The sequence below is a fragment of the Pseudomonas sp. 2957 genome (assembly GCF_031456345.1).
Taxonomy (GTDB): domain Bacteria; phylum Pseudomonadota; class Gammaproteobacteria; order Pseudomonadales; family Pseudomonadaceae; genus Aquipseudomonas; species Aquipseudomonas siliginis.
Genome location: NZ_JAVDUL010000007.1, coordinates 214,833 through 241,643, shown reverse-complemented (window position 1 = coordinate 241,643; position 26,811 = coordinate 214,833). Strand labels below are relative to the sequence as shown.

Sequence of the window (26,811 nt, the reverse complement as noted above, 5' to 3'; positions counted from 1 at the left end):
TCCAGGCGCTTGCGACGGTCTGTGCTTTGCTGTTGAGGTCGATACATTCACGGCGCCACGCGCGCCACGGGGAGCAGACATGCTGGAAAGGCTGTTTCAACTCAAGGCACACAACACCAACGTGCGCACCGAAATTCTTGCGGGCGTCACGACTTTCCTGGCCATGGCTTACATTCTGTTCGTCAACCCGAGCATCCTCGGCGAGACCGGCATGGACAAAGGCGCGATCTTCGTCGCCACCTGTCTGGCGGCTGCAATCGGCTCGACCGTGATGGGCCTGATCGCCAACTACCCGATCGCTCTCGCTCCGGGCATGGGCCTGAACGCCTTCTTTACCTACACCGTGGTGCTGCACATGGGCCACACCTGGCAGGTGGCGCTGGGTGCGGTGTTCATTTCCGCCGTGCTGTTCTTTCTGCTGTCGATCTTCCGCATCCGTGAATGGATCATCAACGCCATTCCGCTGCCACTGCGCTCGGCGATTGCCGCCGGTATCGGCCTGTTCCTGGCGCTGATCGCCCTGCACAACGCCGGCATCGTGGTCAGCAACCCGGCGACCATGGTCGGCCTCGGCGATCTGACCAAACCGGCACCGATTCTGGCCACCGTCGGCTTTGCCGTGATCGTCGCCCTCGAAGCGCTGAAAGTGCGTGGCGCGGTGCTGATCGGCATTCTCGCCGTAACCATCGCCTCGATCGTACTGAACGTCACCGAGTTCGGCGGCATCATGTCAATGCCGCCGTCGCTGGCGCCAACCTTCCTGCAACTGGACATCAAAGGCGCACTGGACATCGGTCTGGTCAGCGTGATTTTCGCCTTCCTGTTCGTCGACCTGTTCGACAACTCCGGGACCCTGATCGGCGTCGCCAAGCGCGCCGGCCTGATGGGCAAGGACGGCCACATGCCGAAAATGGGCCGCGCGCTGATCGCCGACAGTACTGCGGCCATGGCCGGCTCGCTGCTGGGTACTTCGACCACGACCAGTTACATCGAATCCGCTGCCGGCGTCAGTGCCGGTGGCCGCACGGGCCTGACCGCCATCGTCGTGGCAATCCTGTTCCTGCTGGCGCTGTTCTTCTCGCCCCTGGCGGCCAGCGTTCCGGCGTTCGCCACTGCGCCAGCGCTGCTGTTCGTCGCCGTGCTGATGACTTCCGGCCTGGCGGAAATAGACTGGGACGACATCACCGTGGCGGCGCCGGTTGTGGTTACCGCGCTGGCCATGCCGTTCACCTATTCGATCGCTAACGGCATCGCCTTCGGCTTCATCGCCTGGACCGCCATCAAGCTACTGTCCGGCCGTGCCCGTGAGCTGAACCCGGCACTGGTGATTCTGTCGATTCTGTTTGTGATCAAGTTGGGTTGGTTCAACGCATGAGTTTCGATTCCCAAGCCTACGCCGAACAACTCGAAGCCAAGGTCACGCGCTTGCGTGATCTGCTGGCACCGTTCGATGCACCCGAGCCGACGGTGTTTGACTCGCCTCTGCAGAACTTCCGCCTGCGCGCCGAATTCCGCCTGTGGCGTGAGGGCGGCGAACGGCATTACGCGATGTTCTCCCAGGACGACAAGCGCACGCCGATCCTCATCGAGGAATTTCCGATTGCCAGCCTGCGCATCAACCAGTTGATGCCGCAGTTGAAGGCCGCGTGGCAAGCCAGTTCGGCGCTGAGCCACAAGCTGTTCCAGGTCGAATTTCTGACCACGCTGGCCGGCGACGCGATGATCACCCTGTGCTATCACCGTCCGCTGGACGAGCACTGGCATGCGGCAGCAACGAAGCTGTCGGCCGATCTGGGTGTGAGCATCATCGGCCGCTCCAAGGGCAAGCGCGAAGTGCTCGGTCAGGACTATGTCGTCGAGAAACTCGAAGTCGGCGGCCGCACCTTCAGCTATCGCCAGCCCGAGGGCGCATTCACCCAGCCCAACGGCACGGTGAACCAGAAGATGCTCAATTGGGCATACGACGCGCTGGGCGATCGCAGCGACGATCTGCTCGAGTTGTACTGCGGCAACGGCAACTTCACCCTGCCGCTGGCGACGCGCGTGCGCAAAGTGCTCGCTACCGAAATCAGCAAGACTTCGGTCAACGCGGCCCTGAGCAACCTCAGCGAAAACACTGTGGATAACGTTACGCTGGTGCGTTTGTCCGCCGAGGAGCTGACCGAAGCGCTCAACGAAGTGCGCCCGTTCCGCCGCCTGCACGGCATCGATCTGAAGAGCTACGAATTCGGCAGCGTCTTCGTCGACCCACCACGCGCCGGCATGGACCCGGACACCTGCGAACTGACACGACGCTTCGACAACATCCTCTACATCTCCTGCAACCCTGACACCCTCGCGGCCAACATCGCCCAGTTGCATGACACCCACCGCATTACCAAGTGCGCATTGTTCGACCAGTTCCCTTGGACCCATCACATGGAATCCGGTGTGCTGCTGACCCGACGCTAATCGCGGGTAGTTGGTACGAGAAAGCCGTCGTGATTGACGGCTTTTTTGTGGGTGCTCTAAAAGATCGCAGCCTTCGGCAGCTCCTACATGTGGAACGCGGTTATCTGTAGGAGCTGCCGAAGGCTGCGATCTTTTGATCTGTGCGATCACCGAACATAAAACGCCAAGGTCATTTCTGTTCAATTGACCGATGTAACCATCTAGTACATTTTATCTCCACAGGCCGGAACCTCTCGGCCCATGCCAAAAACAATAAGTGGAGTTGCCCCCATGTCCCCTATCGTTCTGGTGCTTAACGGCCCGAACCTGAACCTGCTCGGCACCCGCGAGCCGGCGACTTATGGTCATGAAACCCTGGCCGATATTTCCGCGTTGTGTGGTCGCGCGGCTGACGAGTTCGGTCTGTCCGTGGAATTTCGCCAGACCAATCATGAAGGCGAGCTGCTCGACTGGATTCACGCCGCGCGTGGTCGTTGTGCCGGGATCGTGATCAATCCGGCGGCGTGGACGCATACGTCCGTGGCGATTCGCGATGCACTGGTCGCCAGTGAATTGCCGGTGATCGAGGTGCATCTGTCCAACGTGCATGCCCGTGAGCCGTTTCGACATCATTCGTTTGTTTCCGGCATCGCCACGGCGGTGATGTGCGGGTTCGGCAGCCATGGCTACCGCCTGGCGCTGGAGCATTTCAGTCAGCGGTTGCAGAGGTAAGAACCATGTCGCGTTCCAGGGTGATACTCGCCGGGCTGATCGGCGCCGGGATTCAGGCTTCACGTACACCGGCACTGCATGAGCACGAAGGTGATGCGCAGGGCCTGCGTTATCTGTACCAGCTCATCGACCTCGATCAATTGCACCTCGACAGCACGGCTCTGCCCGACTTGCTGCAAGCGGCGGAGCAGATGAATTACACCGGGTTGAACATCACTTTCCCGTGCAAACAGGCGGTCATCCCGCTGCTCGATGAGTTGTCGCCGGAAGCCCGTGGCATCGGCGCGGTCAACACCGTGGTGCTGAAGGACGGCAAGCGTGTCGGCCACAACACCGATTGCCTCGGTTTCGCCGAGGGTTTTCGCCGAGGTCTGCCGGATGCTGCCCGAGAACGTGTAGTCCAGATGGGCGCCGGTGGCGCTGGCGCGGCGGTGGCCCACGCGCTGCTCAGTGAAGGCGTACGGCAATTGACGATTTTTGATGTCGACCGCGAGCGTGCCGAGAGCCTGGCGAACAATCTGAATCAACATTTTGGCGCCGGTCGCGCGCAGGCGGGACGGGATTTGCCCGGGGCGCTGGCGCAGGCCGATGGCCTGGTCAACACCACGCCGATGGGCATGGCCAAGCTGCCGGGTTCACCGGTGCCGGCCGGGTTGCTACGCAAGGCAATGTGGGTCGCGGAGATTGTGTATTTCCCGCTGGAAACCGAACTGCTGCGCGACGCCCGCGCCTTGGGCTGCCGCACCCTGGATGGCGGCAACATGGCGGTGTTTCAGGCGGTGAAGGCGTTTGAACTGTTCAGCGGCGTGGTGCCGGATGCGCAGCGCATGCTCGAGCATTTTCAGAGCATGAATGGCTGAACAACAGGGTAACTCTTGTGGGAGCGAGCCTGCTCGCGAAGGCGTCGATTCAGTCAACGAACAGGGCGACTGACACACCGCTTTCGCGAGCAGGCTCGCTCCCACAGGGGGGATCGAGTCAGGCCTTCAGGTAGCGCAACACCGATTCGCAGATCATCTCGCGGTGGCGCTGCTTGATGGTTTCGTCCGGCAGGTCGATCTGGAAGATTTCTCCCAGCGTGTGGCGGTTCGACACGCGATAGAAGCAGAACGAACTGATCAGCAGGTGCACGTCCAGCGCATCGATGCCACGCCGGAACAAACCTTCGTCCGCGCCTCGTTGCAGAATCCCGCCCAAGGTGTCGAGGATCGTGTTGTTCAGCGCCTTGATCGCATCGGAACGCTTTACGTACTCGGCGTTGTGGATGTTTTCGATGCTGACGATGCGCACGAAATCGACGTTGTGGTCATGGTGATCGAAGGTGAATTCCACCAACCGACGGATCGCCAGCTCGGGCGGCAGCTCGTCCAGGTGCAGGCGGTTTTCCGTGCTGCGGATATCGCCGTAAAGCTTCTCCAGCACCTCGACGTACAACTGCTCCTTGCTGCCGAAGTAGTAATAGATCATGCGCTTGGAGGTGTGGATGCGCTCGGCAATCGCGTCGACGCGGGCGCCGGACAAGCCCTGCTGGACGAACTCGACGATCGCCTCCTGGAGAATGTTTTCGCGGGTCTTTTCCGGGTTGTTCTTGCGACTCTTGCGCGGCACTGCGTCGGACTCGACAGCAGCGGCGGAAAGTTCTGAATTCATGGTCATCGCGGGCTCACGGCCATCACTGCACAAGCTGGCGATTATGGGCCGCGCGGGACAGTGAAGGAAGCCGCGCAGCCGGTGTTTAATCCCGCGTTTACGAATTCCCTACAACTTCGCCTGACGCACCGCACCGCTGCGGGATTTGGCCATCGCCGCCAGCCGCACCGCAACGTTGGCCGCGCCGTAGCCGGCATAGCCATTCTTGCGCTGGATGATCTCGAAGAAGAAACGCCCCTCGAACGGCTCGGTGTAGACGTGAAACAACTCGCCGCCCTGGGCGTCACGGTCGTAGAGCACGTTGTAATAGGCCAGCTCGCTGAGAAACTCATCGTCGAAATCGAAACGCGCCGCGAGGTCGTCGTAGTAATTCAGCGGGATGTCCAGCAGCGGCACACCGGCCTCTTTGGCGCGACTGACCTGGGCGAAGATGTCGTCACAATCGAAGGCGATGTGATGCACGCCGGAGCCGCGATAACTCGACAGCGCATGCGAAATGGCAGTGTTGCGGTTCTCGGAAATGTTCAGCGGCAGCCGGATCGAGCTGTCGCGGCTGCGTAGTGCGCGGCTCTTCACCAGACCGTACGGATCGGGCAGCACCACTTCATCGTCGGCTTCGAAATCCAGCAGGCTTTTGTAAAACAGCACCCAACTGTCGAGGCTGTCCGCCGGCAGTGCCATGGCCATGTGATCGATACGCTTGAGGCCGCCGCCGGTCTGCGCGTCCGGCAACAGATTGAAATCGGTGCCGTACACGTCGGCGTCCTCATCGACCAGATAAATCAGGCTGCCGTCCGGTGCGCGCACCGCCGCCAGCTCCAGTTCATTCGGCCCGACCAGGCCGCGATAGGGCTGCCCCTTGTAAGCGACGGCGCGGGCCAGCGCACTGGCGCTGTCCTTGACCCGCACGGCCGTGGCGCACAGCGACGGGCCGTGGGCTTCGAAAAAGCTGTGGGCGAAGGAATACGGCTCGGAGTTGAGGATCAGGTTGATATCGCCCTGACGCAGCAGGCTGACGCTCTTGGAGCGATGCTGCCCGGCCTTGGCGAAACCGAGGCGTTGCAGCCAGTGACTGAGCTTAGCGCCCAGCGCTTCATCGACGGCAAATTCGAGAAATTCCACGCCGTTGTATTCGCTGGCCGGCGGCGTTTCGAAAAGAATCTCACGGTTGGCCACCGGCGCCGCTTCCTGCTCGAGACGCTGACGGGTCTTCTCTTCCAGATACAGCAGCGAACGCAAACCATCGGCGGCGTTGGCTCGCGGGGGCGCGGCTCGAAAGCCGTCGTTGAAGATTTCCAGCGACAGCGGCCCGGTATAGCCACTCTTGATGATCGGCGCGAGGAAACCCGGCAGATCGAATTCGCCCTGCCCCGGGAAACAGCGGAAATGCCGACTCCACTCCAGCACATCCATGGCCAGGATCGGTGCGTCGGCCATTTGCACGAAGAAGATCTTGTCGCCGGGAATGTCGGCGATCGCGCTGGGATCGCCCTTCAGCGACAGGGTATGGAAGCTGTCGAGCAGCACGCCGAGGTTGGAGTGATCAGCCTGACGGACGATGTCCCAGACCTGTTGATAAGTATTGACGTGACGGCCCCACGCCAGCGCTTCGTAACCGATGCGCAAGCCACGGGCGCCGGCGCGTTCGGCCAACAGGCGCAAATCATCGACGAGGATTTGTTGATCGCCGACACTGTCCGGCGAGGCGTTGCTGCAGACCAGCACCAGGTCGGTGCCAAGTTCCTGCATCAGATCGAACTTGCGCTCGGCACGCTCAAGGTTGCGCGCCAGGCGCTCGCGGCGGCAGCCTTCGAAGTCACGGAACGGCTGAAACAGGGTGATGGCGATCCCCAGATCGGCGCACATCTGTTTAATTTCCCGGGGGCTGCCGTCGTAGTACAGGAGGTCGTTTTCGAAAATCTCCACGCCGTCGAACCCGGCGGCGGCAATGGCTTCGAGTTTTTCCGGCAGGGTGCCGCTCAAGGAAACGGTGGCAATGGAACGCTGCATGTTTCAACTCCCGGACTGCGCCGCTTTATCTTTACTGTAGGAGCTGCCGAAGGCTGCGATCGTTTGATCTTGATTACCAAAACAGCAAAATCAAAAGATCACAACCTTCGGCAGCTCCTACCGGGGAATGGGTTTTTATAGTGAGGGAAATTATTGGCTGCATCCCTGCGCGCAGCAATTCAAAGTGTACTACCCGGTTAGTTTTGCGTGCGATTATCGAACACTAAGGCGATTTGGCGAATTGACGATTTTTTGTTCACTGCCCAACATCGGTTGCACATCGAGTCCGGCCACTAACCACCGGGCAAGGTGTTCGACAGAAAAGAACACCAAATAACAAATCCAAAAACGGGTGGAACACATGATTCCTTCACAGACTTCCCGCATGGCTCCGGCCATGAGCACTGCCACGGGTGGCATTGGCGACAAGATCCGCGGCGCCATGGCTGTCGGCAAGACCCGCTGGGGCATGCTGGCGCTGGTGTTTTTCGCCACCACCCTCAACTACATCGACCGCGCCGCCCTCGGCGTCATGCAGCCGATCCTCGCCAAGGAAATGAGCTGGACGGCGATGGACTACGCCAACATCAACTTCTGGTTTCAGGTCGGCTACGCGATCGGGTTTGTCCTGCAGGGACGCCTGATCGACCGGGTCGGCGTCAAGCGCGTGTTCTTCTGCGCCGTACTGCTCTGGAGCCTGGCCACCGGTGCCCATGGCCTGGCGACCTCCGCAGTCGGCTTCATGGTCTGCCGCTTCATCCTCGGCCTGACGGAAGCGGCCAACTACCCGGCCTGTGTGAAAACCACGCGCCTGTGGTTCCCGGCCGGTGAACGCGCTGTCGCTACCGGCATCTTCAACGCCGGCACCAACGTCGGCGCGATGTTCACGCCGATGCTGCTGCCACTGGTCCTGCATGTGTGGGGCTGGCAAGCGGCGTTCCTGTGCATGGCGGCACTCGGCGGCATCTGGCTGCTGTTCTGGGGCTTGAAGTATTTCAATCCGGAAGACCATCCGACGGTGAAACAGTCGGAGCTCGATTACATCCAGCAGCAAGTCGAACCGGAACAGGCCCGCGTGCCGTTCAGCAAGATCCTGCGCATGCGCGGCACCTGGGCCTTCGCCCTCGCTTACTCGCTGACCGCGCCGGTGTTCTGGTTCTATCTGTACTGGCTGCCGCCGTTTCTCAATCAGCAATACAACCTCGGCATCAACGTCACGCAGATGGGTATTCCGCTGATCATCATCTACGTCACGGCTGACTTCGGCAGTGTCGGCGGCGGGATTCTGTCCTCGTTCCTGATCGGTCGCGGGATGAACTCGATCAAGGCGCGGCTGCTGTCGATGTTGCTGTTTGCCTGCTGCATCATCGGCGTGGTCATGGCCGCCGGCTCGGCGAATCTGTGGGTGGCGGTGGCGGCGATCTCGCTGGCGATCGGCGCGCATCAGGCCTGGACTGCGAACATCTGGAGCCTGGTGATGGACTACACGCCCAAGCACATGATGAGCACGGTGTTCGGCTTCGGCGGCATGTGCGCGGCGATCGGCGGGATGTTCATGACCCAGATCGTCGGCCACATCCTCACCGTTACCAACAACAACTACACGGTGCTGTTCACGCTGATTCCGGCGATGTACTTCCTCGCACTGACGTGGATGTACTTCATGGCACCGCGCAAGATTCCGACCATTACCGAATAACCTGCCTGCATACATCCCATTGTGGGAGCGAGCCTGCTCGCGAAGGCGTCAAGTCAGCCACTGAACAGGGTGACTGACACACCGCTTTCGCGAGCAGGCTCGCTCCCACAAGTTGTACCGGGATTCCGCTCTTCAGCGCCGGCTCTGCTGCCACGCTGCCGCCAATCCGCTGCAACAGATCACCGCAATACCGATCACCGTCAACCCGCTCGGTGTGTGATTGAACAGCAGCCAGCCCAACAACCCGGCAAAGACGATCTGGCAATAGCCGAACGGCGCCAGCAAGGCTGGTGCTGCGTGACGGAAGGCCTGGGTCAGAAATAAGTGCGCCGTCATTCCGCAACTGCCCAGCGCCAGCATCAGCGCGGCATGAGGCAACGTCGGCACCTGCCAGAAAAACGGCACCAGCGCGCTCATCACTAGGGTATTGCACAGCCCGGCGAAGAAGTTGCTGGTGGTCGGGCTGTCCACTTCGGCGAGCTTGCGCGTCAGCAATTGGTAGAAGCAAAAGAACAGCGCCGAGCAGAACGGCAGCAGGATCGCCGGGGTGAACAGTTCGCCGCCCGGGTGGACAATGATCAGCACGCCGATGAAGCCGCAGATCACCGCGATCCACTGTCCGCGCGTCACTCGTTCCTTGAGCAGCGGCACCGATAACGCCGTCACCAGTACCGGCGCGAGAAAGTTGACCGCCGTGGCTTCCGCCAGCGGGATGTACAGCAGCGCCGTGGTGAAAAACAGGCTGGTGCCGAGCAGGCACAGGGCACGGGCGAGCTGCCATAACGGTTTTTTCGTACGCAGAACGCGCAAACCGGACTGCGGCAGGAAGATCCCCGCCATCAACAAGGTGTGCACCACATAGCGCGCCCACACCACCATCACGATCGGATAAAAACCGGAGAGGTATTTCGACAACGCGTCGTGGCTGGAAAACAGGAACGTCGCCACGACAATCAGCAAGATCCCCTTGAAGGGCTGGTTGACACCGGAGAGCGGGGTGCTGACGGTCATTGGCAATCTCTGAAAAAATACCCGGGCGAGCGTTCGCGCTGGCGGCAATCGTTGTGGCAATCATAGTCGGCTGAGCTTTCAGCAACCGCACAGGTTGCACTCTTCTTCGCCGGGAAACCGCCGCCAGGCAAAACCGTGAGGCAAGATTCCCGCCACTTCGCCGCCCGGCCAGTGTGCAACATCACAGACTGCCGTCGAAACGGCGGGTTCATGAATCGGCAGAAGAAATTCCACTCGGGATTGAATTCACGGCCCGCTCGACCGTCAATACCAGGCCCGCACCATGTGGGCGCGTGTGCATGGACGGACGACCGGACTGGCGCCACACTCACACAGCGGCAACACTCATCACCAGCAGATTCATCACCGGCAATAAAAGAGGATTCCCACATGCTATGGAAAAAAGGCCGACGCAGTGACAACGTCGTCGACGCCCGGGGTGATGACGCAGGCGGTGGCGGCGGCATGCGCTTCGGCGGCGGCAAGGGCCTGAGCCTGACGGCCATCGTGCTGATTGTCGGCATCGGCTGGCTCACCGGCCAGGACCCGCTGCAGATCCTCGGCCAGTTGACCGGGCAGATGGAGCAGCCGGCGCCCTCCTCGCAAACCCGTCAGGCGCCACCGGCCAATGATGAACAGGCCGAATTCGTCCGCTCGATCCTCGGCGACACCGAAGACACCTGGGGTCCGATCTTCCAGCAGGCCGGACGCCAATACAAAGACCCGACACTGGTGCTGTTCAGCAATCGGGTGAACTCCGCGTGCGGCATGGCCACTTCTGCCACCGGCCCGTTCTATTGCCCGGCAGACCAGAAGGTCTATCTGGACATGGCGTTCTTTCAGGAAATGTCGCAGCGCTTCAAAGCCGCCGGCGATTTCGCTCAGGCTTACGTGATTGCGCACGAAGTCGGACACCATGTGCAGACGCTGCTGGGCGTCTCGGCGAAGATGCAGGCGGCGCGTCAGCAAGGCCGGCAGATGGAAGGCGACGGCGGCTTGCTGGTTCGCCAGGAATTGCAGGCCGACTGTCTCGCCGGCGTCTGGGCGTATAACGCGCAGAAACGCCTGAACTGGCTGGAGCCCGGCGACATCGAAGAAGCCTTGAACGCCGCCAACGCCATCGGCGATGATCGCTTGCAGCAACAGGGCCAGGGCCGTGTGGTCCCGGACTCGTTCACCCACGGTACGTCAGCGCAAAGGGTGCGCTGGTTCAAAACCGGATTCGCGCAAGGCCAGGTAAGCCAGTGCGACACCTTCGCGGCGAAAACCCTGTAAATGCATAAATGGCTTGTGGCGTTACTGTTCATCGTCGGCACCGCGCAAGCGGCCGGCGTCGATGCGATCAGCCCCGGTCGCCTGCAACTCAAGGCCGGGGAAATGGCAGTGGGCATCGGCCCGGCACCGGAAAAGATCGAGCGGGTGCTGATCGTTATTCACGGTCGCCTGCGCAACGCCGAGACCTACCGCAAAAGCGCGGAAAGCGCCGCCGAACTCGCCGGGCAGACCGCGCACACGCTGGTGATCGCCCCGCAGTTTCTCAATGAAAGCGACGTCACCCTGTATTCCTTGCCGCCGACGGTGCTGCGCTGGCAGGGCAACGAGTGGATGGGCGGCGGCTTGTCCACCGGGCCGAATCCGCTGAGTTCCTACGCGGCGCTGGACGAAATCGTCGCGCGGCTCAGCGACCGCAAACAGTTTCCGGACGTGAAGCAGATCGTGATCTTCGGCCACTCCGGCGGTGGTCAGGTGGTGCAGCGTTACGCCCTGCTGGCCAAGGATCAGCCGGCGCTCAAGGCCAACGGTATTCGCTTGCGCTATGTGGTTGCCAATCCCTCTTCTTACGCGTACTTCAACGAGCAGCGGCCAGTGGCGTTCGACCACGCACAATGCCCGGGCTTCAATCGCTGGAAGTACGGCCTGGCGGACATGCCGGTGTATGCCGGCGGGCAAACGCCGTTGCAGGTCGAGAGCGCTTACGTCAAACGCGAGGTGATTTATCTGCTCGGGCAGCAGGACGTCGACCCGGAACACCCGGCGCTGGACAAGAGCTGCGCAGCCGAGGCGCAAGGGGCTTACCGCTTGATGCGCGGGAAGCTGTATTTCGGTTACTTGCTGCGTCGCCATCCTGAGGGGGTCAATCAGCGGCTGGTGGAGGTGCCTGGGGTCGGGCATGACGGGGATGGCATGCTGACGTCGGCGGAGGGGCGGAAGGCTTTGTTTGATCAGTGAGTTTTTTGCTGGATCCACCGGCCCCTTCGCGAGCAGGCTCGCTCCCACATTTGGAATAAATGCCACAGTTGGAACGCATTCCCCTGTGGGAGCGAGCCTGCTCGCGAAGGCGTCCGATCAGACAACAACGATCTCAGGCCTGCAGCATCCGCCGCAACTCAACACAATCCTTTGCATGCCAATCCGTCAACTCCGGCCACGGGTTATCCGGCAGGTTCACCAACACCGTCCGCGCCCCCGCTGCTCGGCCGCAATCGAGATCAAAGCGGTAATCGCCGACCATCACCATGTCACTGGCCGGCACTTGCCAGGCATCGGCCAGTTTCAGCAAACCGCCGGGATGCGGCTTCGGCGGTGCTTCGTCGCGACCCAGCACATCCTCGACCGCGAAGCAGTCAGCCAGGCCGATCGCCTCCAGCGTGACATGCGCCAGCTCCCGCGCATTGCGCGTGAGGATGCCAAGGCGATAACCGCGCGCATGCAGGTCGCGCACTAGCTCTACCGCACCGGTGGCCGGGGTCGAGCCCAGCGCCAGATCGCGTTCATGCTCGAGCAACCAGGCATGCTTGGCCGCCGCTTCATCCGCCGGCAACGCGGCGAGGTGGGTGAGGATGTCGTCCTCCGGCGGAATCGCCAGTGCCACACGAATCGCCGCGAAATCATGCACGGCTACAGTCAACGTGCCGTCCATGTCGAATACCCAATGACGAACCTCGGTCAGGCTCATGCCCAGTCCTTGCGATGGCGGATCAGACCTTCCTGAGTCACCGAAGCGACCAGTTGCCCGGCGCGATTGAACACGCTGCCACGGGAAAAACCACGGGAGTTGCCGGCCCACGGGCTGTCCATCGCGTAGAGCAACCAGTCATCGGCGCGCAGATCGTTGTGGAACCAGAGCGCGTGATCAAGGCTGGCGACCTGCATGTCTTTCTGCCAGACCGACTTGCCGTGGGGCAGCATCGACGTGGTCAGCAGGCCGAAGTCCGAGGCATACGCCAGCAGGTATTTGTGCAGCGCCGGGATGTCGGCCAAGGCGCCGTCGGCGCGGAACCACACATATTTGATCGGATCGGCCGGTTGCGGGTTGTACGGATCCTTTTCGGTGACCGGGCGTACTTCGATCGGTTTCGGACACAGCAGTTTTTCACGCATGTGCTCCGGAATCAGGTGCGCACGCTGCTGGATCAGTTCCAGTTCCGAGGGCAGGTTTTCCGGGCCGACCACCACGGGCATCTGGCCCTGATGCTCGAAACCTTGTTCGTCGTACTGAAACGAAGCGCTGCACGTGAAGATCGGGTGGCCCTTCTGGATCGCCGTCACGCGGCGAGTGCTGAAGCTGCCGCCATCACGCACGCGATCAACCGAATAGACCACCGGCAACTTGGCATCGCCCGGGCGCAGGAAATAACCGTGCAGCGAGTGCACATGACGCGCCTCTTCCACCGTCTGACTGGCCGCCGACAGCGACTGGCCGAGCACCTGACCGCCGAACAACTGGCGGAACCCCAGATCCTGGCTGCGGCCACGGAACAGGTTTTCTTCGATCGGTTCCAGGGTCAGCAGATCGACCAGATCTTCCAGCACTTGGCTCATTCAGACTCTCCTCACACAAAGCAATGGCCGCGCAGTCTTGGCTGCGGCGGACGATTCAGGTTCTGGCACGGGCCAAATACGATGGCGGCCATTGTAAACGTCCGTGTCGGCTTATTCATGCAAGGTTTGCAGCCATTGTTCGCGGCTGATGCGATACAGAACATGGCGGCGCAACGGGTGATCGAGCGCAAGCTTGGGGTGATCGAAATCATCCTGCGGATCGTGATGCATGCCGATCGCCTGCATGACCTTCTCCGACTGCGCATTCTGCCCGGCGGTAAACGAGACGATTTCCTCCAGCTTCAACTGGTCGAAACCCGCGCGAAGTGCGGTCCACGCAGCTTCGCTGGCGTAACCCAGGCCCCAGTGTTCCTTGGCCAGACGCCAGCCGATTTCCACCGCCGGGGTAAACGGCGCATCGAAGCCGACCACGCCCAACCCGGTGAAACCGATGAATTCACCCGTGTCCTTGCGCTCCAGCGCCCACAGGCCAAAGCCGTGCTCGGCAAAATGCCCGCGCACACGGCCGATCAATGCGGCACTTTCGAGCCGGGTCAACGGTGCCGGAAAGTAGCGCATCACCTGCGGATCGGCGCACATCGCGGCGAATGCCGGCAAATCCTCGTCCTGCCATTGACGCATCAACAAGCGCGCGCTTTGCAGCTCCAGTATCGGCTCCATCGTCCCCTCCATTTCCATGCCGTTGAGTCTACATCGCTGGTAGGATCGTTCATTCTCTCCCAGGTTCTGCGCGAAACAAGCCATGCCTTTGCCGTTGATCTATCACGAAGACTACAGCCCCGAGTTTCCTGCGGAGCACCGCTTTCCCATGGACAAGTTTCGTCTGCTGCGTGATCACCTGGTCGACAGCGGCCTGACCCGCGACGCCGACCTGCTGCGCCCGCAGATCTGCCCCAACGACATCCTCGCCCTCGCCCATGACCGCAGCTATATCGAACGCTACATGAGCGGCGAGTTGTCCCGCGAAGACCAACGGCGCCTCGGCCTGCCGTGGAACGAGGCGCTGGCGCGACGCACCGTACGTGCGGTGGGCGGTTCGATCCTCGCGGCAGAGCAAGCGCTGGAACATGGTCTGGCCTGTCATCTGGCCGGCGGCACCCATCACGCTCACTACGATTACCCTGCCGGCTTCTGCATCTTCAATGACCTGGCGATCATCAGCCAGTACCTGTTGCAGAGCGGCCGGGTCAATCGCGTACTGATCTTCGATTGCGACGTGCATCAGGGCGACGGCACCGCGCGGATTCTGCATGACACGCCGGAGGCGATTACCGTTTCCCTGCACTGCGAGAAGAATTTTCCCGCACGCAAGGCAGAAAGTGACTGGGACATTCCGCTGCCCAAAGGTATGGGCGATGCCGACTATCTGCAGGTGGTCGATGACACGCTCAATTACCTGTTGCCGCTGTATCAACCGGATCTGGTGCTCTACGACGCTGGCGTTGATGTGCACAAGGACGATGCCCTCGGTTATCTGCAACTGACCGACGAGGGCGTAGCCGAGCGTGATGAACGGGTGATGCGCCACTGCCTGGGCCGCGACATCCCGGTGGTCGGGGTGATCGGCGGCGGCTACAGCAAGGATCGCCACGCCCTCGCCCGCCGCCACGGCATCCTCCATCACAGCGCGCAACGGGTCTGGGATTCACACGGCTGTCATTGAAACGTGCTGCGTTACCCACAATCGCTGTGGAACTGCCTGTGGATAACCTGAGTGAAAGGGACTGCAGGCCAGGCTGGGCATGGCGCCCAGCGCACTGTTTATTTTTTAACCAGCCTCGAAATACACCGCAGCCCCGGTGGGAGCGAGCCTGCTCGCGAAAGCTTTAGCACCCACAACATCTAATTGACTGACAGACCGCGTTCGCGAGCAGGCTCACTCCTACAGGGGTTCAGCGCTGTTAGAATGCGCGCCTTGTCCCGCCATACCGCAGCGCACCCCCATGACCCAGAACTCCGCCCCCGCCAACACCCACGTCGCTATCATCGGCGGTGGCCCCGCCGGCCTGATGGCAGCCGAAGTGCTGAGCCAGGCCGGAATCCGCGTCGACGTGTACGACGGCATGCCCTCGGTCGGGCGCAAGTTCCTGCTGGCTGGGGTCGGCGGCATGAACATCACCCACTCCGAAGCGTACCCGGCGTTCCTCTCCCGCTACGCTGAACGCGCACCGCAGATCGCCCCGCTGCTGCGCGCATTCGATGCCGATGCCTTGTGCCAGTGGATTCACGATCTGGGCATCGAAACCTTCATCGGCAGCTCCGGCCGCGTGTTCCCCACCGACATGAAAGCCGCGCCACTGTTGCGCGCCTGGCTCAAGCGCCTGCGCGACAGCGGCGTGGTTATCCACACCCGCCATCGCTGGCTCGGCTGGGACGCAAGCGGTGCACTGCGCATCGCCAGCCCGCAAGGCGAAATCAGCGTAAACCCCGACGCCACCCTGCTCGCCCTCGGCGGCGGCAGTTGGGCGCGCCTGGGCTCGGATGGCGCGTGGATGTTGCCGCTGGAGCAGCGCGGCGTGGATCTGGCACCGTTGCAGCCAAGCAATTGCGGCTTCGAGGTGCAGGCCTGGAGCGATCTGATGGTGAGCAAATTCGCCGGCGCGCCGCTGAAAAACATCGCCATCGGTTTGAACGACGATATCCCGCGCTTGGGCGAATGCGTGATCACCGCGACCGGCATTGAAGGCAGCCTGATCTATGCCCTGTCGGCGCCGATACGCGAGGAAATCAATCGCTATGGCGCAGCGGTTATCCACATCGACCTTCTGCCGGGCCGGCCTGTGGATAAATTACAGGCGGCGCTGAGCAAACCACGCGGCTCGCGCTCAATGGCCAAGCATCTGCACAGTCAGGTGGGGATTGATGGGGTTAAAGCAGCGTTGTTGCGCGAGCTGACCGATGCCGAAACATTCGCCGATCCGGCGCTGTTGGCCCGAGCGATCAAAGCGTTGCCGCTGACTCTGGTGAAAACCCGCCCACTGGACGAAGCGATCAGCAGTGCCGGTGGAGTGCGGTTTGAAGCGATGGATGAGCGCTTGATGCTCAAGGCGTTGCCGGGGGTGTTTTGTGCCGGCGAGATGCTCGACTGGGAAGCGCCGACGGGCGGCTACTTGCTGACCGGGTGTTTTGCCAGTGGGCGGGCGGCTGGGCTGGGAATCGTGCAATGGCTTAAGCACAAAACCCTGTAGGAGCTGACGAGTGAAACGAGGCTGCGATCTTTTGATCTTCAAAAATCAACATCAAAAGATCGCAGCGTTCCGCAGCTCCTACAGGGAAACGCATCCCCAATGTGGGAGCGAGCCTGCTCGCGAAGGCGTTATCGCAGACGCCGCATCAAATCACGGCTTGCGCTTGCGCGGTCCAGTATTGAACACCGGCACTTTGCGCACTGGCTTGATCGATGGCTCCGGTGCCGAGGTCTCGCCGCTGTCGACCCACTTGCCCAGATTGCGCTTACCACCGCCACCGCCCGACGCTTTCGGCTTCTTCGGTTTTTTCGGTTTCTTGATCACCTGACCGCTGGCATCGGTGTCCGGCACGCGGTGCTCGGGTTCGAAATCCGGCTCGTTCTGGCGCTTCAGGTTCTGCCGCGTCAGCATTTCGATGGCCGAGAGCATGTTCACTTCATCGGCACACACCAGCGAGATCGCCTCACCGGTGGCACCTGCGCGGCCAGTGCGGCCGATGCGGTGAATGTAATCCTCGGCGACGATCGGCAGATCGAAGTTGACCACCAGCGGCAGGTCTTCGATGTCCAGACCACGGGCGGCGACGTCGGTCGCCACCAGAATCTGCACTTCGCTGAGCTTGAACCGGTCCAGCGCGCGCTGGCGCGTAGCCTGGGGTTTGTCGCCATGGATGCCGTCAGCATTCACACCGAGGCCCTGAAGTTTTTCCACCAGCGCATCGACGCCGTTGCGGGTCTTGGCGAACACCAGCACCTGCTTCCACTTGTTCTTGCGCATCAGGTGCACGAACAGTTCGGCCTTGCGCTTCTTGTCTACGGTGACGATCCACTGCTTGACCGTGTTGGCAGCGACGTTGCGCGGGCTGACTTCGACGCTCAAAGGATCATTGAGCATCTGCCCGGCAAGCAGGCGGATGTCATCGGAGAAGGTCGCGGAAAACAGCAGGGTCTGGCGTTTTTTCGGCAGCATGCGGTAAATGTTCGCCAGTTCTTCGGAGAAGCCCAGGTCGAGCATACGATCGGCTTCATCCAGCACCAGCGTTTGCAGTTGATCGAGTTTCAGCGCGTTCTGGCGGAACAGGTCGATCAAACGGCCGGGTGTGGCGACCAGCACATCGACGCCGCCGCGCAGCTTCATCATCTGCGGGTTGATGCTGACACCGCCGTACACCGCGTACGTGCGCAACGGCAGGTTTTCCGCGTACTGGCGCACGGCTTCGTGGACCTGCTCGGCCAGCTCGCGGGTCGGCACCAGAATCAGCGCACGCGCCGAATTGGCGGTGACTTTCGGCCCTTCCATGGTCAGCAACTGCAACAGCGGCAAAGCGAAACCGGCAGTTTTACCGGTGCCGGTCTGGGCGGCTGCCATCAGGTCACGACCGGCCAGCACCGCCGGAATGGCTTGCGCCTGCACCGGCGTCGGGGTCTGGTAGCCGAGCGTCTCGAGGGAGCGCAGCAAGGGTTCGATCAGGCCAAGGGAGGCGAAAGTCATGGGAGTACCGTAGGAAAAAATGACGCGGGGATGCAATGCCGCGCAGTTTACCCTAATTCGTACGCGCTTCCGTCGGAACGGCTTTCGCCTCTTCCACGGGTGGCTGCGCAGGTCGACGCCACTGCGGCAGGCTGATCAGCAGCACGGCGCTGATGATCACCAGCATCGCCAGCGCTTCTTCGATGCCGATGGTCTCGCCGACAAACACCACGCCGAGCAACACCGCCACCGCCGGGTTGACGTAGGCATAACTGGTCGCCGCCGCTGGGCGCACGTGTTTGAGCAGATACATGTAGGAATTGAAGGCGATGATTGAGCCAAAGAAGATCAGATAGGCCAGCGCCAGCCACCCTTCGAGCGGCGGCATGGCTTGCAGGTGCTCGCCACTCAGCGCACTGCCGATCAGCAAGACCACGCCGCCGACGAGCATTTCCACCGCACTGGCCATCGCCCCCGCCGGCAATGGCAGGTATTTGCTCCACACCGAACCGAACGCCCAGCTTGCCGCGGCGAAGATCAGCAACATCGCGCCGAGCGGGCTCGATTGCAGGTTGGACCCCATGTTGAGCATGGCGATGCCAATAATCCCCAACGCCACACCGGCCCACTCCAGCCGCGTATTGCGCGCGCCCCAGAAGTAGCCGAACAACAAGGTGAACAGTGGCACCGTCGCCACCGCCAGCGCGGCAACACCTGAAGCCACCCCGGTGTGCTCTGCCACGCTGACCGCGCCATTACCAAAACTGAGCAGCAGAATGCCGACCAGCCCCGCCGCTTTCCACTGCGCCCAGGTCGGCGCAGGAGCACCGCGCCAGCGCAGCCAGGCGTACATCAAGCTGCCGGCAATGACGAAGCGCACCCCGGCCAGCAACAGCGGCGGCCAGTATTCGACGCCAATGCGAATCACCAGATAGGTCGATCCCCAAATCACGTACAACGCAAAAAACGCAGCGATCAACGGCAGGGAAAAACGGCGCAATGCAGGCATGGGCAGCTCGACAGTCAGATTCGGTGAACGGTTTATTCTAGAAAGGCTGCCGCGCAAAAATAAGTTACAAAACCTGTTTATCGCGCCGGTACACTTTTGCATGAAAGCAACTGAGACCGACAAGGTCCTTGTGGGAGCGAGCCTGCTCGCGAAAGCGGTGTATCAGTCACAGTTGCGTTGAATGACACACCGCATGGATCGTTCCCACGCTCCGTGTGGGAATGCCTCAACGGACGCTCTGCGTTCGGCTTTGAAAGGGACGCGGAGCGTCCCGGGCTTCATTCCCACGCAGAGCGTGGGAACGATCAGTCGGAGTACCCGGGATCAGCGATAACGCTGCAGATGCTCGCCGACTTTTGCGGCAGGGACTTTCTGCAACTTGCACAGCAGGTCGTGATTCAACTCGCGCACTCCATGTTTGCCTCGCAGCTCTTCCGCCAAATGCGCCATCAGATTGGCCGCCATCTCGGCATCGGCCATGGCCCGGTGAGCCTGGCCGGTGTGCGGCAACTGCGCGAACGTGGTGAGCGTACCGAGCTTGTGATTCGGCGCCGCCGGCATCAGGCGCCGCGCCAGCAGCAGTGAACAGGCGAAATTCTGCAGGCGTGTGCGTTTGATCCGCCCCAGTTCGAAATCCCAGAACTTCTGGTCGAACGAGGCGTTGTGCGCCAGCAACGGCGTGCAGCCGACGAATTCGTTGACCTCTTCCATCACCCGCTCGGCCGGCGGCGCGGTGCGCAGCATGGCGTTGCTGATGCCGGTCAGTTGCTCGATGAACGCGGGGACGCGCACGCCGGCGTTCATCAGGCTCTGGTAACGCTCGACGATGCGGCCGTTTTCCAGCATGACCACGGCGATTTCCGTGGCGCGGCAGCTGCTGTTCGGCGACAGGCCGGTGGTTTCAAAGTCGATGACTGCGATGCGTTCCAAACCGGGTTCAACTCCGTACAGATAAGTTCTTGAGCTTAATTCTTTAACAGCAGCGCGCCTTCGATCGGCACGTAGCGGCTGGCGGCGCGGATCAGCGAGTTGGCGGTCAGGCCAGGGACGCCGTAGGCCACCGCTTGCACACCGTGCTTGTTGATGATGCGCTCGAGCAGCATGTCGAAATCGCCGTCACCGGAAGCCAGCACCACTTCGTCGACGTGGTCGGCGGCATCCATGATGTCCAGGGTAATGCCGACATCCCAGTCACCCTTGGCCGAGCCGTCGCTGCGCTGGATGTAGGGCTTGAGCTTCACGGTGAAACCGAGGTTGCGCAGGATCTGCTGAAACTGTTGCTGCTTGCTGTCGCCACGGTCGATGGCGTAGGCGTAGGCCTCGACGATCTGCCCGTTCTTGCTGATGTCCGCCCACAATGCGGCGTAGTTGAAGTGGCAACCATAGGCCTGACGCACGGTGTAGTAGAGGTTCTGCACATCGGCGAACACTGCGATTTTTTTCACCGGAGTTCCTGTGGGCGCACAAGCGCACGAAGCGGGGTCAGGCGATCAGGCCTGAAAAAGGCGCTCAGTATGCCAGTAAATAGCAGTGTGGCGAGGGAGCTTGCTCGCGCTGGATTGCGCAGCAGGCCCCTCTTTTCAAAGGAAAGGGTCGCCAGGCGCCCCGGCGGGAGCACGCTCCCTCGCCACCCGGGTCGATGCTGACCGTTGGTCAGACGAAGGAGTCGTCGTCATCGAAGAACGATGAATTGTCATCGCTGTAATCGGCGTCGCTGAAACCGTTCTGGTCATTGCCCGAGAAGCCGTTGTCCGCCACGCGCTGATCATCGCCCCAGCCGTTGTTGCTCTGATCGGCGACCTGCGCCGGTTCTTCCTTGATGACCTCGACGATTTCTTCCGGTTGCTGATTGTGGTGGAACAGGCTGCTGATGCCCTGCGCCAGCATCACACCGCCGGCCACGCCAGCGGCGGTTTTCAGCGCGCCGCCGAGGAAGCTGTTGCCCGCCGCCGGGGCTGCCTGCTGCGCATAGTTGGGCGGCGCGGCGCCGAAGCTCTGTTGTGGCGCCGGTGCCTGGTAGCTCTGCTGCGGCGCTGGTTCACGCCAGCCGCCGGAGGACGACGGCGCTGCGCTCTGGCTCGGCGCCGGACGCGAACTGCCGCCACCAAAAATGCTCGACAGGAAGCCACCGCTACCGCTCGCTGCCGGTGCGCCACTCTGGGCCTTGGCCGATTGCAGCTCGGCCTGCAGGCGCTGGACTTGCTGGGTCAGTTGCTTGTTCTGCTCATCGAGGCTTTTCAGCGCGGCCTCTTGCACCAGAATCGCCTGGGTCATGAAATAACCTGCCGCCGGTTGGCGCGTCAGGTGTTCCTTGATCCGCGCCTCGGCCTGGGCGTCGCGCGGGGCTGCCTCCGTCTCGGCCTGTTGCAGCCGGGAAAACAGTCCATCGATCAGGGTTTGCTCTTCGCTGTTCATGGCGACCTCGTAGATTGCCGGTAATAACGTGCCCGCGCCCACTCTGGGCGCGGTGCTCTCCTGTAATGGAGACAGTGACAAAACGTTTCAATGACCTTTACCGAATGTTTACGTTTGTGTCGCCCCGCGTTGCATCGGTTAAAGTGAGCCACTGTTTTCGACCTGCGATACCGACTGATGAATGCCCTCGAAGTACTGCGCGACTCTTTGTATTTTTTCAAACGCCATCTGGGCAGCATCGTGCAGTTGTGCCTGCCGCTGGTGATCGTCGAAGCTTTCTTGCAGCAGGCGGTCGATCACGCCACCGGGCCGGACACCTTCGCCGGAGTCAGCATCATCGTCGGCCTGCTGGTGTATCCGCTGTACACCGCCGCGCTGATCCTGTTTCTCGATGCGCGCAGCCGTGGCGAGTCGCCGCGCAACCGCGACCTGCTGGCGATGGCCGCAACCCTGTGGCCACGCTTCGCCGTGCTGACCGCGCTCAATACCTTGCTGATTCTGCTGGGCCTGTCGCTGTACTTCCTCCCGGGCCTGATGCTGATGGTCATGCTCGCCTTCGCTGAATACCTGTTGGTGCTGCGCGGCCTCGGGCCGTTGCAGGCGATGAAGGAAAGCCTGCGCCTGACGCGCGGGCACTTCTGGCGCATCCTGCTGTGCATTCTCTGCGTGATGACTCCGTTGTGGTTGCTCAAGGGCGCGACGCTGGCGGTGTACCCCGAACCGCAGAATCCGCTGATTGCCGGGCTGATCGACAGCGCTCACAGCTTTCTGCAACTGTTCACCAGTGTGGTGCTGTTCCGCCTGTTCATGCTGATCAGCGAATTGCCTGACAAACGTAACGGAGCGGTCTGACCGCGCCGTGCTTGGGCTTCGCGGCTGCCGTCAGGTATGCTCGGGGCCACTTCCTGTAACGCTATAAGCCGAGCCATGACCCGTCTGCTGCGCTACACCCTGCTTCTCGTCATCCTTGCCGTCGTCCTGTTCGGCGTACTGCTGTTCAGCCTGACCTGGCGCCCCGATGCCCGCGAAACCCTGCCGGTCAGTTGCAGCACCACGGCGCCGACGCTGGTGCCCGGGCAAGCACTGAAAGTCATGACCTGGAACGTGCAGTTCCTCGCCGGCAAGCGCTACGTATTCTGGAATGACCTGGCTCAGGGCGACGACGAAGCGCCGACCGCCGAAGACATGGCCTTCAGCCTCGACGAAGTGGCGCGGGTGATCCGCGACGAACAACCCGATGTGGTGCTGTTGCAGGAGCTCGACGACGGCGCCAAGGCCAGCGATTACCAGAACCAGCTCAAACTGTTGCAGGAACGCGTCGCCGATCTGTACCCGTGCAGCACCAGCGCCTTCGACTGGAAGGCGGATTTTGTTCCCGAGCCACATATCTACGGCAGCGTCGGCCGCCAGTTGGCGACGTTGAGTCGCTATCGCATCGAACACGCCGAACGCCTGCAACTGCCCGTGGCCCCGAGCAACTTCATCAGCCGCCAGTTCCAGCCCAAAGACGCTTTGCTGGCCGTCAAACTGCCGCTCAGTGATGGCGGACAACTGACCGTATTCAACACCCATCTGCAGCGCGCCAGCCAGGCGGACGGCCACTTGCAGGCGCAAGTCGCCGCCGTGGCCAAAGTGCTCGACAAGTATGAAAGCCAGGGCCTGCCCTGGCTGATCGGTGGCGATTTCAATCTGCTGCCGCTGGGCCAGTACCGACGCCTGCCCGTCGAGCGCCGCTCGCCCTACTCTGCTGACAGCGAACTGCATCTGCTGTGGGACAAGTACCCGATGATCCCGACCAACAATGAAGCCGGCGGCATCGACCGGGCCAAATGGCTGACCCATTACCCCAACGACCCCGGGCTCAACGGCCCGGATCGCACGGTGGATTATCTGTTCTACAGCCCGAAGCTCAAACGCCTGCAAGCACAGGTGCGGCAGGACGATACCTTGCGCATCTCCGACCACTTGCCGGTGATTGCGCGGTTCCTCCTGCCCGCTGCGCCCTGAGCGCTCTGACCTTAGAAGCCGGGCGGAATGTAACCGGGGACAAACCGGACGCCCAGGCACTTGCCATGCAGGATTCGCCCGTCCTCGATCAGGAACTGTGCAATCTTCTTCTGTTGATCGATCTTCGCCTGCAATTTGCAATCGGAACTGTGCCCAACTTGCTGATAATGCTCGGTGTACACCATGCCGTTGCCGGTATGGGTCATCGAAGTGCCAGCCGCTTCGGTGGTGGTCCAGCTCGCGGACTTGTACCAGGTCAGCACGGCCAAGGGTTCGCCATTTGGGCCGATTTCTTTTTTCATCGAATCAGGCGTGCCGAACAGGTCCAGTGCTTCCTGGAGATCGCGGCCCTCCCAGCGGCTCTGCGCGATAGTGCCACAACCGCTCAATATCAATCCTGCCACCAGGGTTGCCAGCCACAAACGTGTGTAAGTCATTGGATGCCCCGGCTTATTTCTTCAGTTCGAGCAGGCTGTCGATGTTGTCCATCATCTGGCTCTTTTGCTGAATCGGCGCGAGCTTGAAGAACATCTGCTGCAGCATCTCGATCATCTGCAGGTATTCCATCTTGCCCACGGCGGCCATGTCGTTTTTCGCGCGACTGCCAGGGGCGCAGGCAAACTTCAGCGCTTGCTGGACCCAGAACTCTTTGGGGGTCTGCCATTGATTGGCAACTTTCAGATGACGCATGGTGTAGGCAAGACGCTCGATGGACTGGCCATTGATAAAACGCACCTTGCCCGTAGAGCATTGGGCTTCGAGGTTGTAGACGTCGATCATCGGTTTGCCCGGCTCTTCATACACCAGGGTCACTGCGACCATGGTTGCGCCTTTGGTTTTCTGCGAAGGCACGACCGAGGTGGCATCGGCGACGTACATGATGTTTTTCTGGGGCACGCCGTTGCCGTAGATAATCCACCAGTCGCCAATCGGGTTGGACTCTTCGGCCATTGTCGGATTAGAGGCGGCCAGCAGCGCAGCCGACAAGAAGATCAACTTCTTGAACTTGAAGAAAGAGCTCATGGGCAGTTCCGTTCCTTGGGCACAAGTTGCCAGGCAACAAGGCTTGTTATTGTTCAGGCGGCGATTTTGCGAGCCTGAACAACCAAGGGCAATTAGCACGGATGGGCTAATGGCACGCAGCCATTGCGGGTCAGGTGCCCCGTGGTTTCGCCCGCGCCGTGGCTTCGGCGACCAAAGGATCGTCCGGCCAATAATGCTTCGGATAACGCCCCTTCAGATCCTTCTTCACCTCGGCATAGGTGCTGCGCCAGAAGTTGGCCAGGTCCTGCGTGACCTGCACCGGTCGCCGCGCTGGCGACAGCAGATGCAGCTTGACCACTTGCCGGCCGCCGGCAATCCGTGGCGTATCGGCCAGACCAAACAGCTCCTGCAAGCGCACCGCGAGAATCGGTGGATGGTCGCTGTAATCCAGGCGAATCGATGAACCCGACGGCACGCTCAAATGATGCGGCGCCAGTTCGTCGAGCTTCTGCGGCAGCGGCCACGGCAGCAGATTGCGCACGATGCTCGACAGGTCGAGGTTGGCGAAATGGCTCAGCCGCGAGACCTTGCCCAGATACGGCATCAGCCAGTCTTCCAGGGTATTGAGCAGCGCTGCATCGCTGACATCCGGCCATTGGCTGTCGTCCTGAGTGCGCAGATCGAGCTGGCGCAACAGCGCCACCCGCGCTTGCCACTGGCGCAGTTCCGGCGTCCATGGCAGCAGCTCCAGACCCTTGCGTCGCACCAGATTGACCAGGGCCTGACTGCGCGTGTTTTCATCGAGACCGGTCAACGGTTCGCGGCTGAGAATCAGCTCGCCGACCTTGCGCTGGCGCTCGGCACGCAGCACGCCTTCGCGTTCATCCCAATCGAGTTGGTCGACGCTGCGCACTTGCTCGGTGAGCACCGAATCGAACAGCGCCGGATCGAAATCCGCCGCCAGATAGATGCGTTCTTCGCGCTGGCCCTGACGGCTGCCGAGGTCGGCGATGACAATCCACTCATGCTTCATCAAGCTGTCGGCCTCAGCGAACAGCGCGGCGCGACCGTTGGCCAACCGGTATTCGGCACCCCCGGCACGCCGTTGCTGGGCGACGCGATCCGGGTAGGCCAGCGCCAATAGCGCGCCGAGCCAGCGCGGATGGTCTGCATCGCTGACCGGCTCGCTCGGCTTGCCGCGCAAGTAGCCGCGATATTGCCGAGCCAATTGCCGGGCACGTTGCACCCCGCCCTGCGCCCCACGGCCGGCACGTCCTTCGCCGGAAAGCAGAATCAATCGGCTGTGCAGATCCGCGCCAGCGCCGCGCAGGATATCGCGCTCGCCGAGCAGCGCCGCCACATCGCAGGCCATCGCCGCCAGCCCCAGCGCCTGACCGCGCAACAGCAAATGCGCAATGCGCGGATGCGCCGGCAGTTCAGCCATGGCCTGGCCGTGGGCCGTCAGCGTGTCGCCGTGCAAGGCGCCGAGGCGTTGCAGCAGATCCTGCGCTTGCGCATACGCGGCGGCCGGGGGCACATCCAGCCAGACCAGTTCGCCCGGGGTCACGCCCCAGCGCCCGAGTTGCAAAGCGAGGCTGGCCAGATCCGCCGAGAGAATTTCCGCGCTGCCATAGGCCGCCAGTTGTTCGTGCTGATCCTGTGACCACAGGCGATAACACACGCCCGGCTCCAATCGCCCGGCGCGGCCGGCACGCTGGGTGGCGCTGGCCTTGGAGATGCGTTGAGTGTCGAGGCGGGTCATGCCACTGCCCGGGTCGAAACGCGGCACCCGCGCCAGCCCGGCATCGATGACCACGCGCACGCCGTTGATGGTCAGGCTGGTCTCGGCGATGTTGGTTGCCAGCACCACTTTGCGCTGACCGGGCGGCGCCGGATCGATCGCCGCGCGTTGCGCATTGAGGTCGAGTTCGCCGTGCAACGGGCACAGCAAGATGTCTTTGCGCTCGCCAATGGCGTCGGCCAGTTGCTGATGCACGCGGCGGATCTCCGCTTGCCCCGGCAGGAACACCAACAGACTGCCGGTCTCGTCGTGCAGCGCTTCGAGCACGGTTTGGGTAACGCGCTGGTCGATGTATTCGCCTGGCTGAAACGGCCGGCCCCAGCGCATCGTCACCGGATACATGCGGCCTTCGCTGCGCAGGATCGGCGCGTCATCGAGCAACCCCGCCAGGCGCTCGCCTTCGAGGGTCGCCGACATCAGCAGAATCTTCAGCGGCTGTTCAGCGCGAAACAGCTCGCGACCGTTCAGACTGAGCGCCAGCGCCAGATCGGCGTCGAGACTGCGTTCGACGAGATTGCCACTTGCACTATCTTGTCAAATCTGTGAAAAATGCAGCTATTAC

The 26,811-nt window shown here is 61.7% G+C and carries 24 protein-coding genes and 1 pseudogene; 11 read left to right on the top strand and 14 right to left on the bottom strand.

The genetic code is table 11. The features are described 5' to 3' along the window. Positions 1-79 precede the first annotated feature (79 nt). The 4 genes from J2Y39_RS24190 to J2Y39_RS24175 all read left to right on the top strand — a co-directional run bounded on the left by J2Y39_RS24190 (position 80) and on the right by J2Y39_RS24175 (position 4,022). A complete protein-coding gene (locus tag J2Y39_RS24190; RefSeq protein WP_016773083.1) occupies positions 80-1,375 on the top strand; it encodes an NCS2 family permease in 1,296 nt (431 codons plus the stop codon). After that, on the top strand, positions 1,372-2,451 hold the full coding sequence (gene trmA, locus J2Y39_RS24185) for a tRNA (uridine(54)-C5)-methyltransferase TrmA (RefSeq protein ID WP_310220150.1): 1,080 nt from the start codon (positions 1,372-1,374) through the stop codon (positions 2,449-2,451). Before J2Y39_RS24190 ends, trmA begins: the two co-directional genes overlap by 4 nt. A 270-nt stretch (positions 2,452-2,721) precedes the next feature. Next, complete coding sequence (gene aroQ / locus J2Y39_RS24180) at positions 2,722-3,162, top strand: type II 3-dehydroquinate dehydratase (RefSeq protein ID WP_041477760.1); 441 nt, start codon at positions 2,722-2,724, stop codon at positions 3,160-3,162. 5 nt (positions 3,163-3,167) lie between these two features. After that, positions 3,168-4,022 carry a shikimate dehydrogenase gene (locus J2Y39_RS24175; protein ID WP_252886833.1) on the top strand — a complete coding sequence of 285 codons (855 nt, stop codon included), beginning with the start codon at positions 3,168-3,170 and terminating at the stop codon, positions 4,020-4,022. A gap of 118 nt (positions 4,023-4,140) precedes the next feature. On the opposite strand, the gene J2Y39_RS24170 is transcribed toward J2Y39_RS24175, so the two are convergent. Next, on the bottom strand, positions 4,141-4,818 hold the full coding sequence (locus J2Y39_RS24170; RefSeq protein WP_016773079.1) for a TetR/AcrR family transcriptional regulator: 678 nt from the start codon (positions 4,816-4,818) through the stop codon (positions 4,141-4,143). A 102-nt stretch (positions 4,819-4,920) separates the two neighbouring features. Next, positions 4,921-6,822: a 3-dehydroshikimate dehydratase QuiC gene (quiC, locus tag J2Y39_RS24165; protein WP_252868322.1), complete on the bottom strand. Its 1,902-nt coding sequence runs from the start codon at positions 6,820-6,822 to the stop codon at positions 4,921-4,923. A 361-nt stretch (positions 6,823-7,183) separates the two neighbouring features. Here quiC and J2Y39_RS24160 point away from each other — a divergent pair, with 361 nt between their 5' ends. Next, on the top strand, positions 7,184-8,521 hold the full coding sequence (locus J2Y39_RS24160; RefSeq protein WP_056790566.1) for an MFS transporter: 1,338 nt from the start codon (positions 7,184-7,186) through the stop codon (positions 8,519-8,521). 132 nt (positions 8,522-8,653) lie between these two features. On the opposite strand, the gene J2Y39_RS24155 is transcribed toward J2Y39_RS24160, so the two are convergent. Then, entirely contained in the window at positions 8,654-9,532 is an 879-nt protein-coding gene (locus J2Y39_RS24155) for a DMT family transporter (RefSeq protein WP_041477756.1), read from the bottom strand. A 390-nt stretch (positions 9,533-9,922) separates the two neighbouring features. Here J2Y39_RS24155 and J2Y39_RS24150 point away from each other — a divergent pair, with 390 nt between their 5' ends. Both J2Y39_RS24150 and J2Y39_RS24145 read left to right on the top strand, forming a co-directional pair. After that, positions 9,923-10,807 (top strand): neutral zinc metallopeptidase, encoded by an 885-nt coding sequence (locus tag J2Y39_RS24150; protein WP_310220142.1) that lies wholly within the window; start codon positions 9,923-9,925, stop codon positions 10,805-10,807. Further along, positions 10,808-11,761 (top strand): alpha/beta fold hydrolase, encoded by a 954-nt coding sequence (locus J2Y39_RS24145; protein WP_310220140.1) that lies wholly within the window; start codon positions 10,808-10,810, stop codon positions 11,759-11,761. Positions 11,762-11,894: 133 nt separating this feature from the next. Here the strand turns inward: J2Y39_RS24145 and J2Y39_RS24140 are convergent, their stop codons facing one another. The 3 genes from J2Y39_RS24140 to J2Y39_RS24130 form a co-directional block, all read right to left on the bottom strand. Beyond that, complete coding sequence (locus J2Y39_RS24140; RefSeq protein WP_150742282.1) at positions 11,895-12,488, bottom strand: HAD family hydrolase; 594 nt, start codon at positions 12,486-12,488, stop codon at positions 11,895-11,897. Beyond that, the gene (gene tesB / locus J2Y39_RS24135; RefSeq protein WP_056790579.1) at positions 12,485-13,354 is read right to left on the bottom strand and encodes an acyl-CoA thioesterase II; all 870 of its coding nucleotides are present in this window, start codon (positions 13,352-13,354) and stop codon (positions 12,485-12,487) included. The genes J2Y39_RS24140 and tesB overlap by 4 nt, the downstream gene beginning before the upstream one ends. Positions 13,355-13,465: 111 nt before the next feature. Further along, positions 13,466-14,035, bottom strand: a complete 570-nt coding sequence (locus J2Y39_RS24130) for a GNAT family N-acetyltransferase (RefSeq protein ID WP_024014420.1) — start codon at positions 14,033-14,035, stop codon at positions 13,466-13,468. Positions 14,036-14,117: 82 nt separating this feature from the next. Here J2Y39_RS24130 and J2Y39_RS24125 point away from each other — a divergent pair, with 82 nt between their 5' ends. Together J2Y39_RS24125 and J2Y39_RS24120 are read left to right on the top strand one after the other, a co-directional pair. Next, positions 14,118-15,038: a histone deacetylase gene (locus J2Y39_RS24125; RefSeq protein ID WP_056790583.1), complete on the top strand. Its 921-nt coding sequence runs from the start codon at positions 14,118-14,120 to the stop codon at positions 15,036-15,038. Positions 15,039-15,318: 280 nt separating this feature from the next. Then, a complete protein-coding gene (locus J2Y39_RS24120) occupies positions 15,319-16,563 on the top strand; it encodes a TIGR03862 family flavoprotein (RefSeq protein ID WP_236168720.1) in 1,245 nt (414 codons plus the stop codon). A gap of 150 nt (positions 16,564-16,713) precedes the next feature. On the opposite strand, the gene J2Y39_RS24115 is transcribed toward J2Y39_RS24120, so the two are convergent. From J2Y39_RS24115 to J2Y39_RS24095, 5 genes are all read right to left on the bottom strand, one after another. Then, a complete protein-coding gene (locus J2Y39_RS24115; RefSeq protein ID WP_041477749.1) occupies positions 16,714-18,054 on the bottom strand; it encodes a DEAD/DEAH box helicase in 1,341 nt (446 codons plus the stop codon). 52 nt (positions 18,055-18,106) lie between these two features. Then, positions 18,107-19,042, bottom strand: coding sequence for a drug/metabolite exporter YedA (gene yedA, locus J2Y39_RS24110; protein WP_110602775.1), 936 nt, complete (start codon positions 19,040-19,042; stop codon positions 18,107-18,109). A 324-nt stretch (positions 19,043-19,366) separates the two neighbouring features. Next, positions 19,367-19,972 (bottom strand): PolC-type DNA polymerase III, encoded by a 606-nt coding sequence (locus tag J2Y39_RS24105; RefSeq protein WP_095181881.1) that lies wholly within the window; start codon positions 19,970-19,972, stop codon positions 19,367-19,369. A gap of 35 nt (positions 19,973-20,007) precedes the next feature. Then, on the bottom strand, positions 20,008-20,487 hold the full coding sequence (locus J2Y39_RS24100; RefSeq protein ID WP_016773064.1) for an NYN domain-containing protein: 480 nt from the start codon (positions 20,485-20,487) through the stop codon (positions 20,008-20,010). 208 nt (positions 20,488-20,695) lie between these two features. Then, positions 20,696-21,457, bottom strand: coding sequence for a DUF2076 domain-containing protein (locus J2Y39_RS24095; RefSeq protein WP_310220135.1), 762 nt, complete (start codon positions 21,455-21,457; stop codon positions 20,696-20,698). A 177-nt stretch (positions 21,458-21,634) separates the two neighbouring features. On the opposite strand from J2Y39_RS24095, the gene J2Y39_RS24090 reads away from it, so the two are divergent. Next, positions 21,635-22,309, top strand: coding sequence for a YciC family protein (locus J2Y39_RS24090; RefSeq protein ID WP_016773061.1), 675 nt, complete (start codon positions 21,635-21,637; stop codon positions 22,307-22,309). A 75-nt stretch (positions 22,310-22,384) separates the two neighbouring features. Next, positions 22,385-23,464 carry an endonuclease/exonuclease/phosphatase family protein gene (locus J2Y39_RS24085; RefSeq protein ID WP_310220133.1) on the top strand — a complete coding sequence of 360 codons (1,080 nt, stop codon included), beginning with the start codon at positions 22,385-22,387 and terminating at the stop codon, positions 23,462-23,464. Between the two features lie 11 nt (positions 23,465-23,475). On the opposite strand, the gene J2Y39_RS24080 is transcribed toward J2Y39_RS24085, so the two are convergent. The 3 genes and pseudogenes from J2Y39_RS24080 to hrpB form a co-directional block, all read right to left on the bottom strand. Further along, positions 23,476-23,901 carry a hypothetical protein gene (locus J2Y39_RS24080; protein ID WP_095181885.1) on the bottom strand — a complete coding sequence of 142 codons (426 nt, stop codon included), beginning with the start codon at positions 23,899-23,901 and terminating at the stop codon, positions 23,476-23,478. A 13-nt stretch (positions 23,902-23,914) separates the two neighbouring features. Further along, a complete protein-coding gene (locus J2Y39_RS24075; protein ID WP_256810310.1) occupies positions 23,915-24,487 on the bottom strand; it encodes a hypothetical protein in 573 nt (190 codons plus the stop codon). A 130-nt stretch (positions 24,488-24,617) separates the two neighbouring features. Further along, positions 24,618-26,756, bottom strand: a pseudogene (gene hrpB, locus J2Y39_RS24070) (ATP-dependent helicase HrpB); the annotation flags it as partial. Between the last annotated feature and the right edge of the window lie 55 nt (positions 26,757-26,811).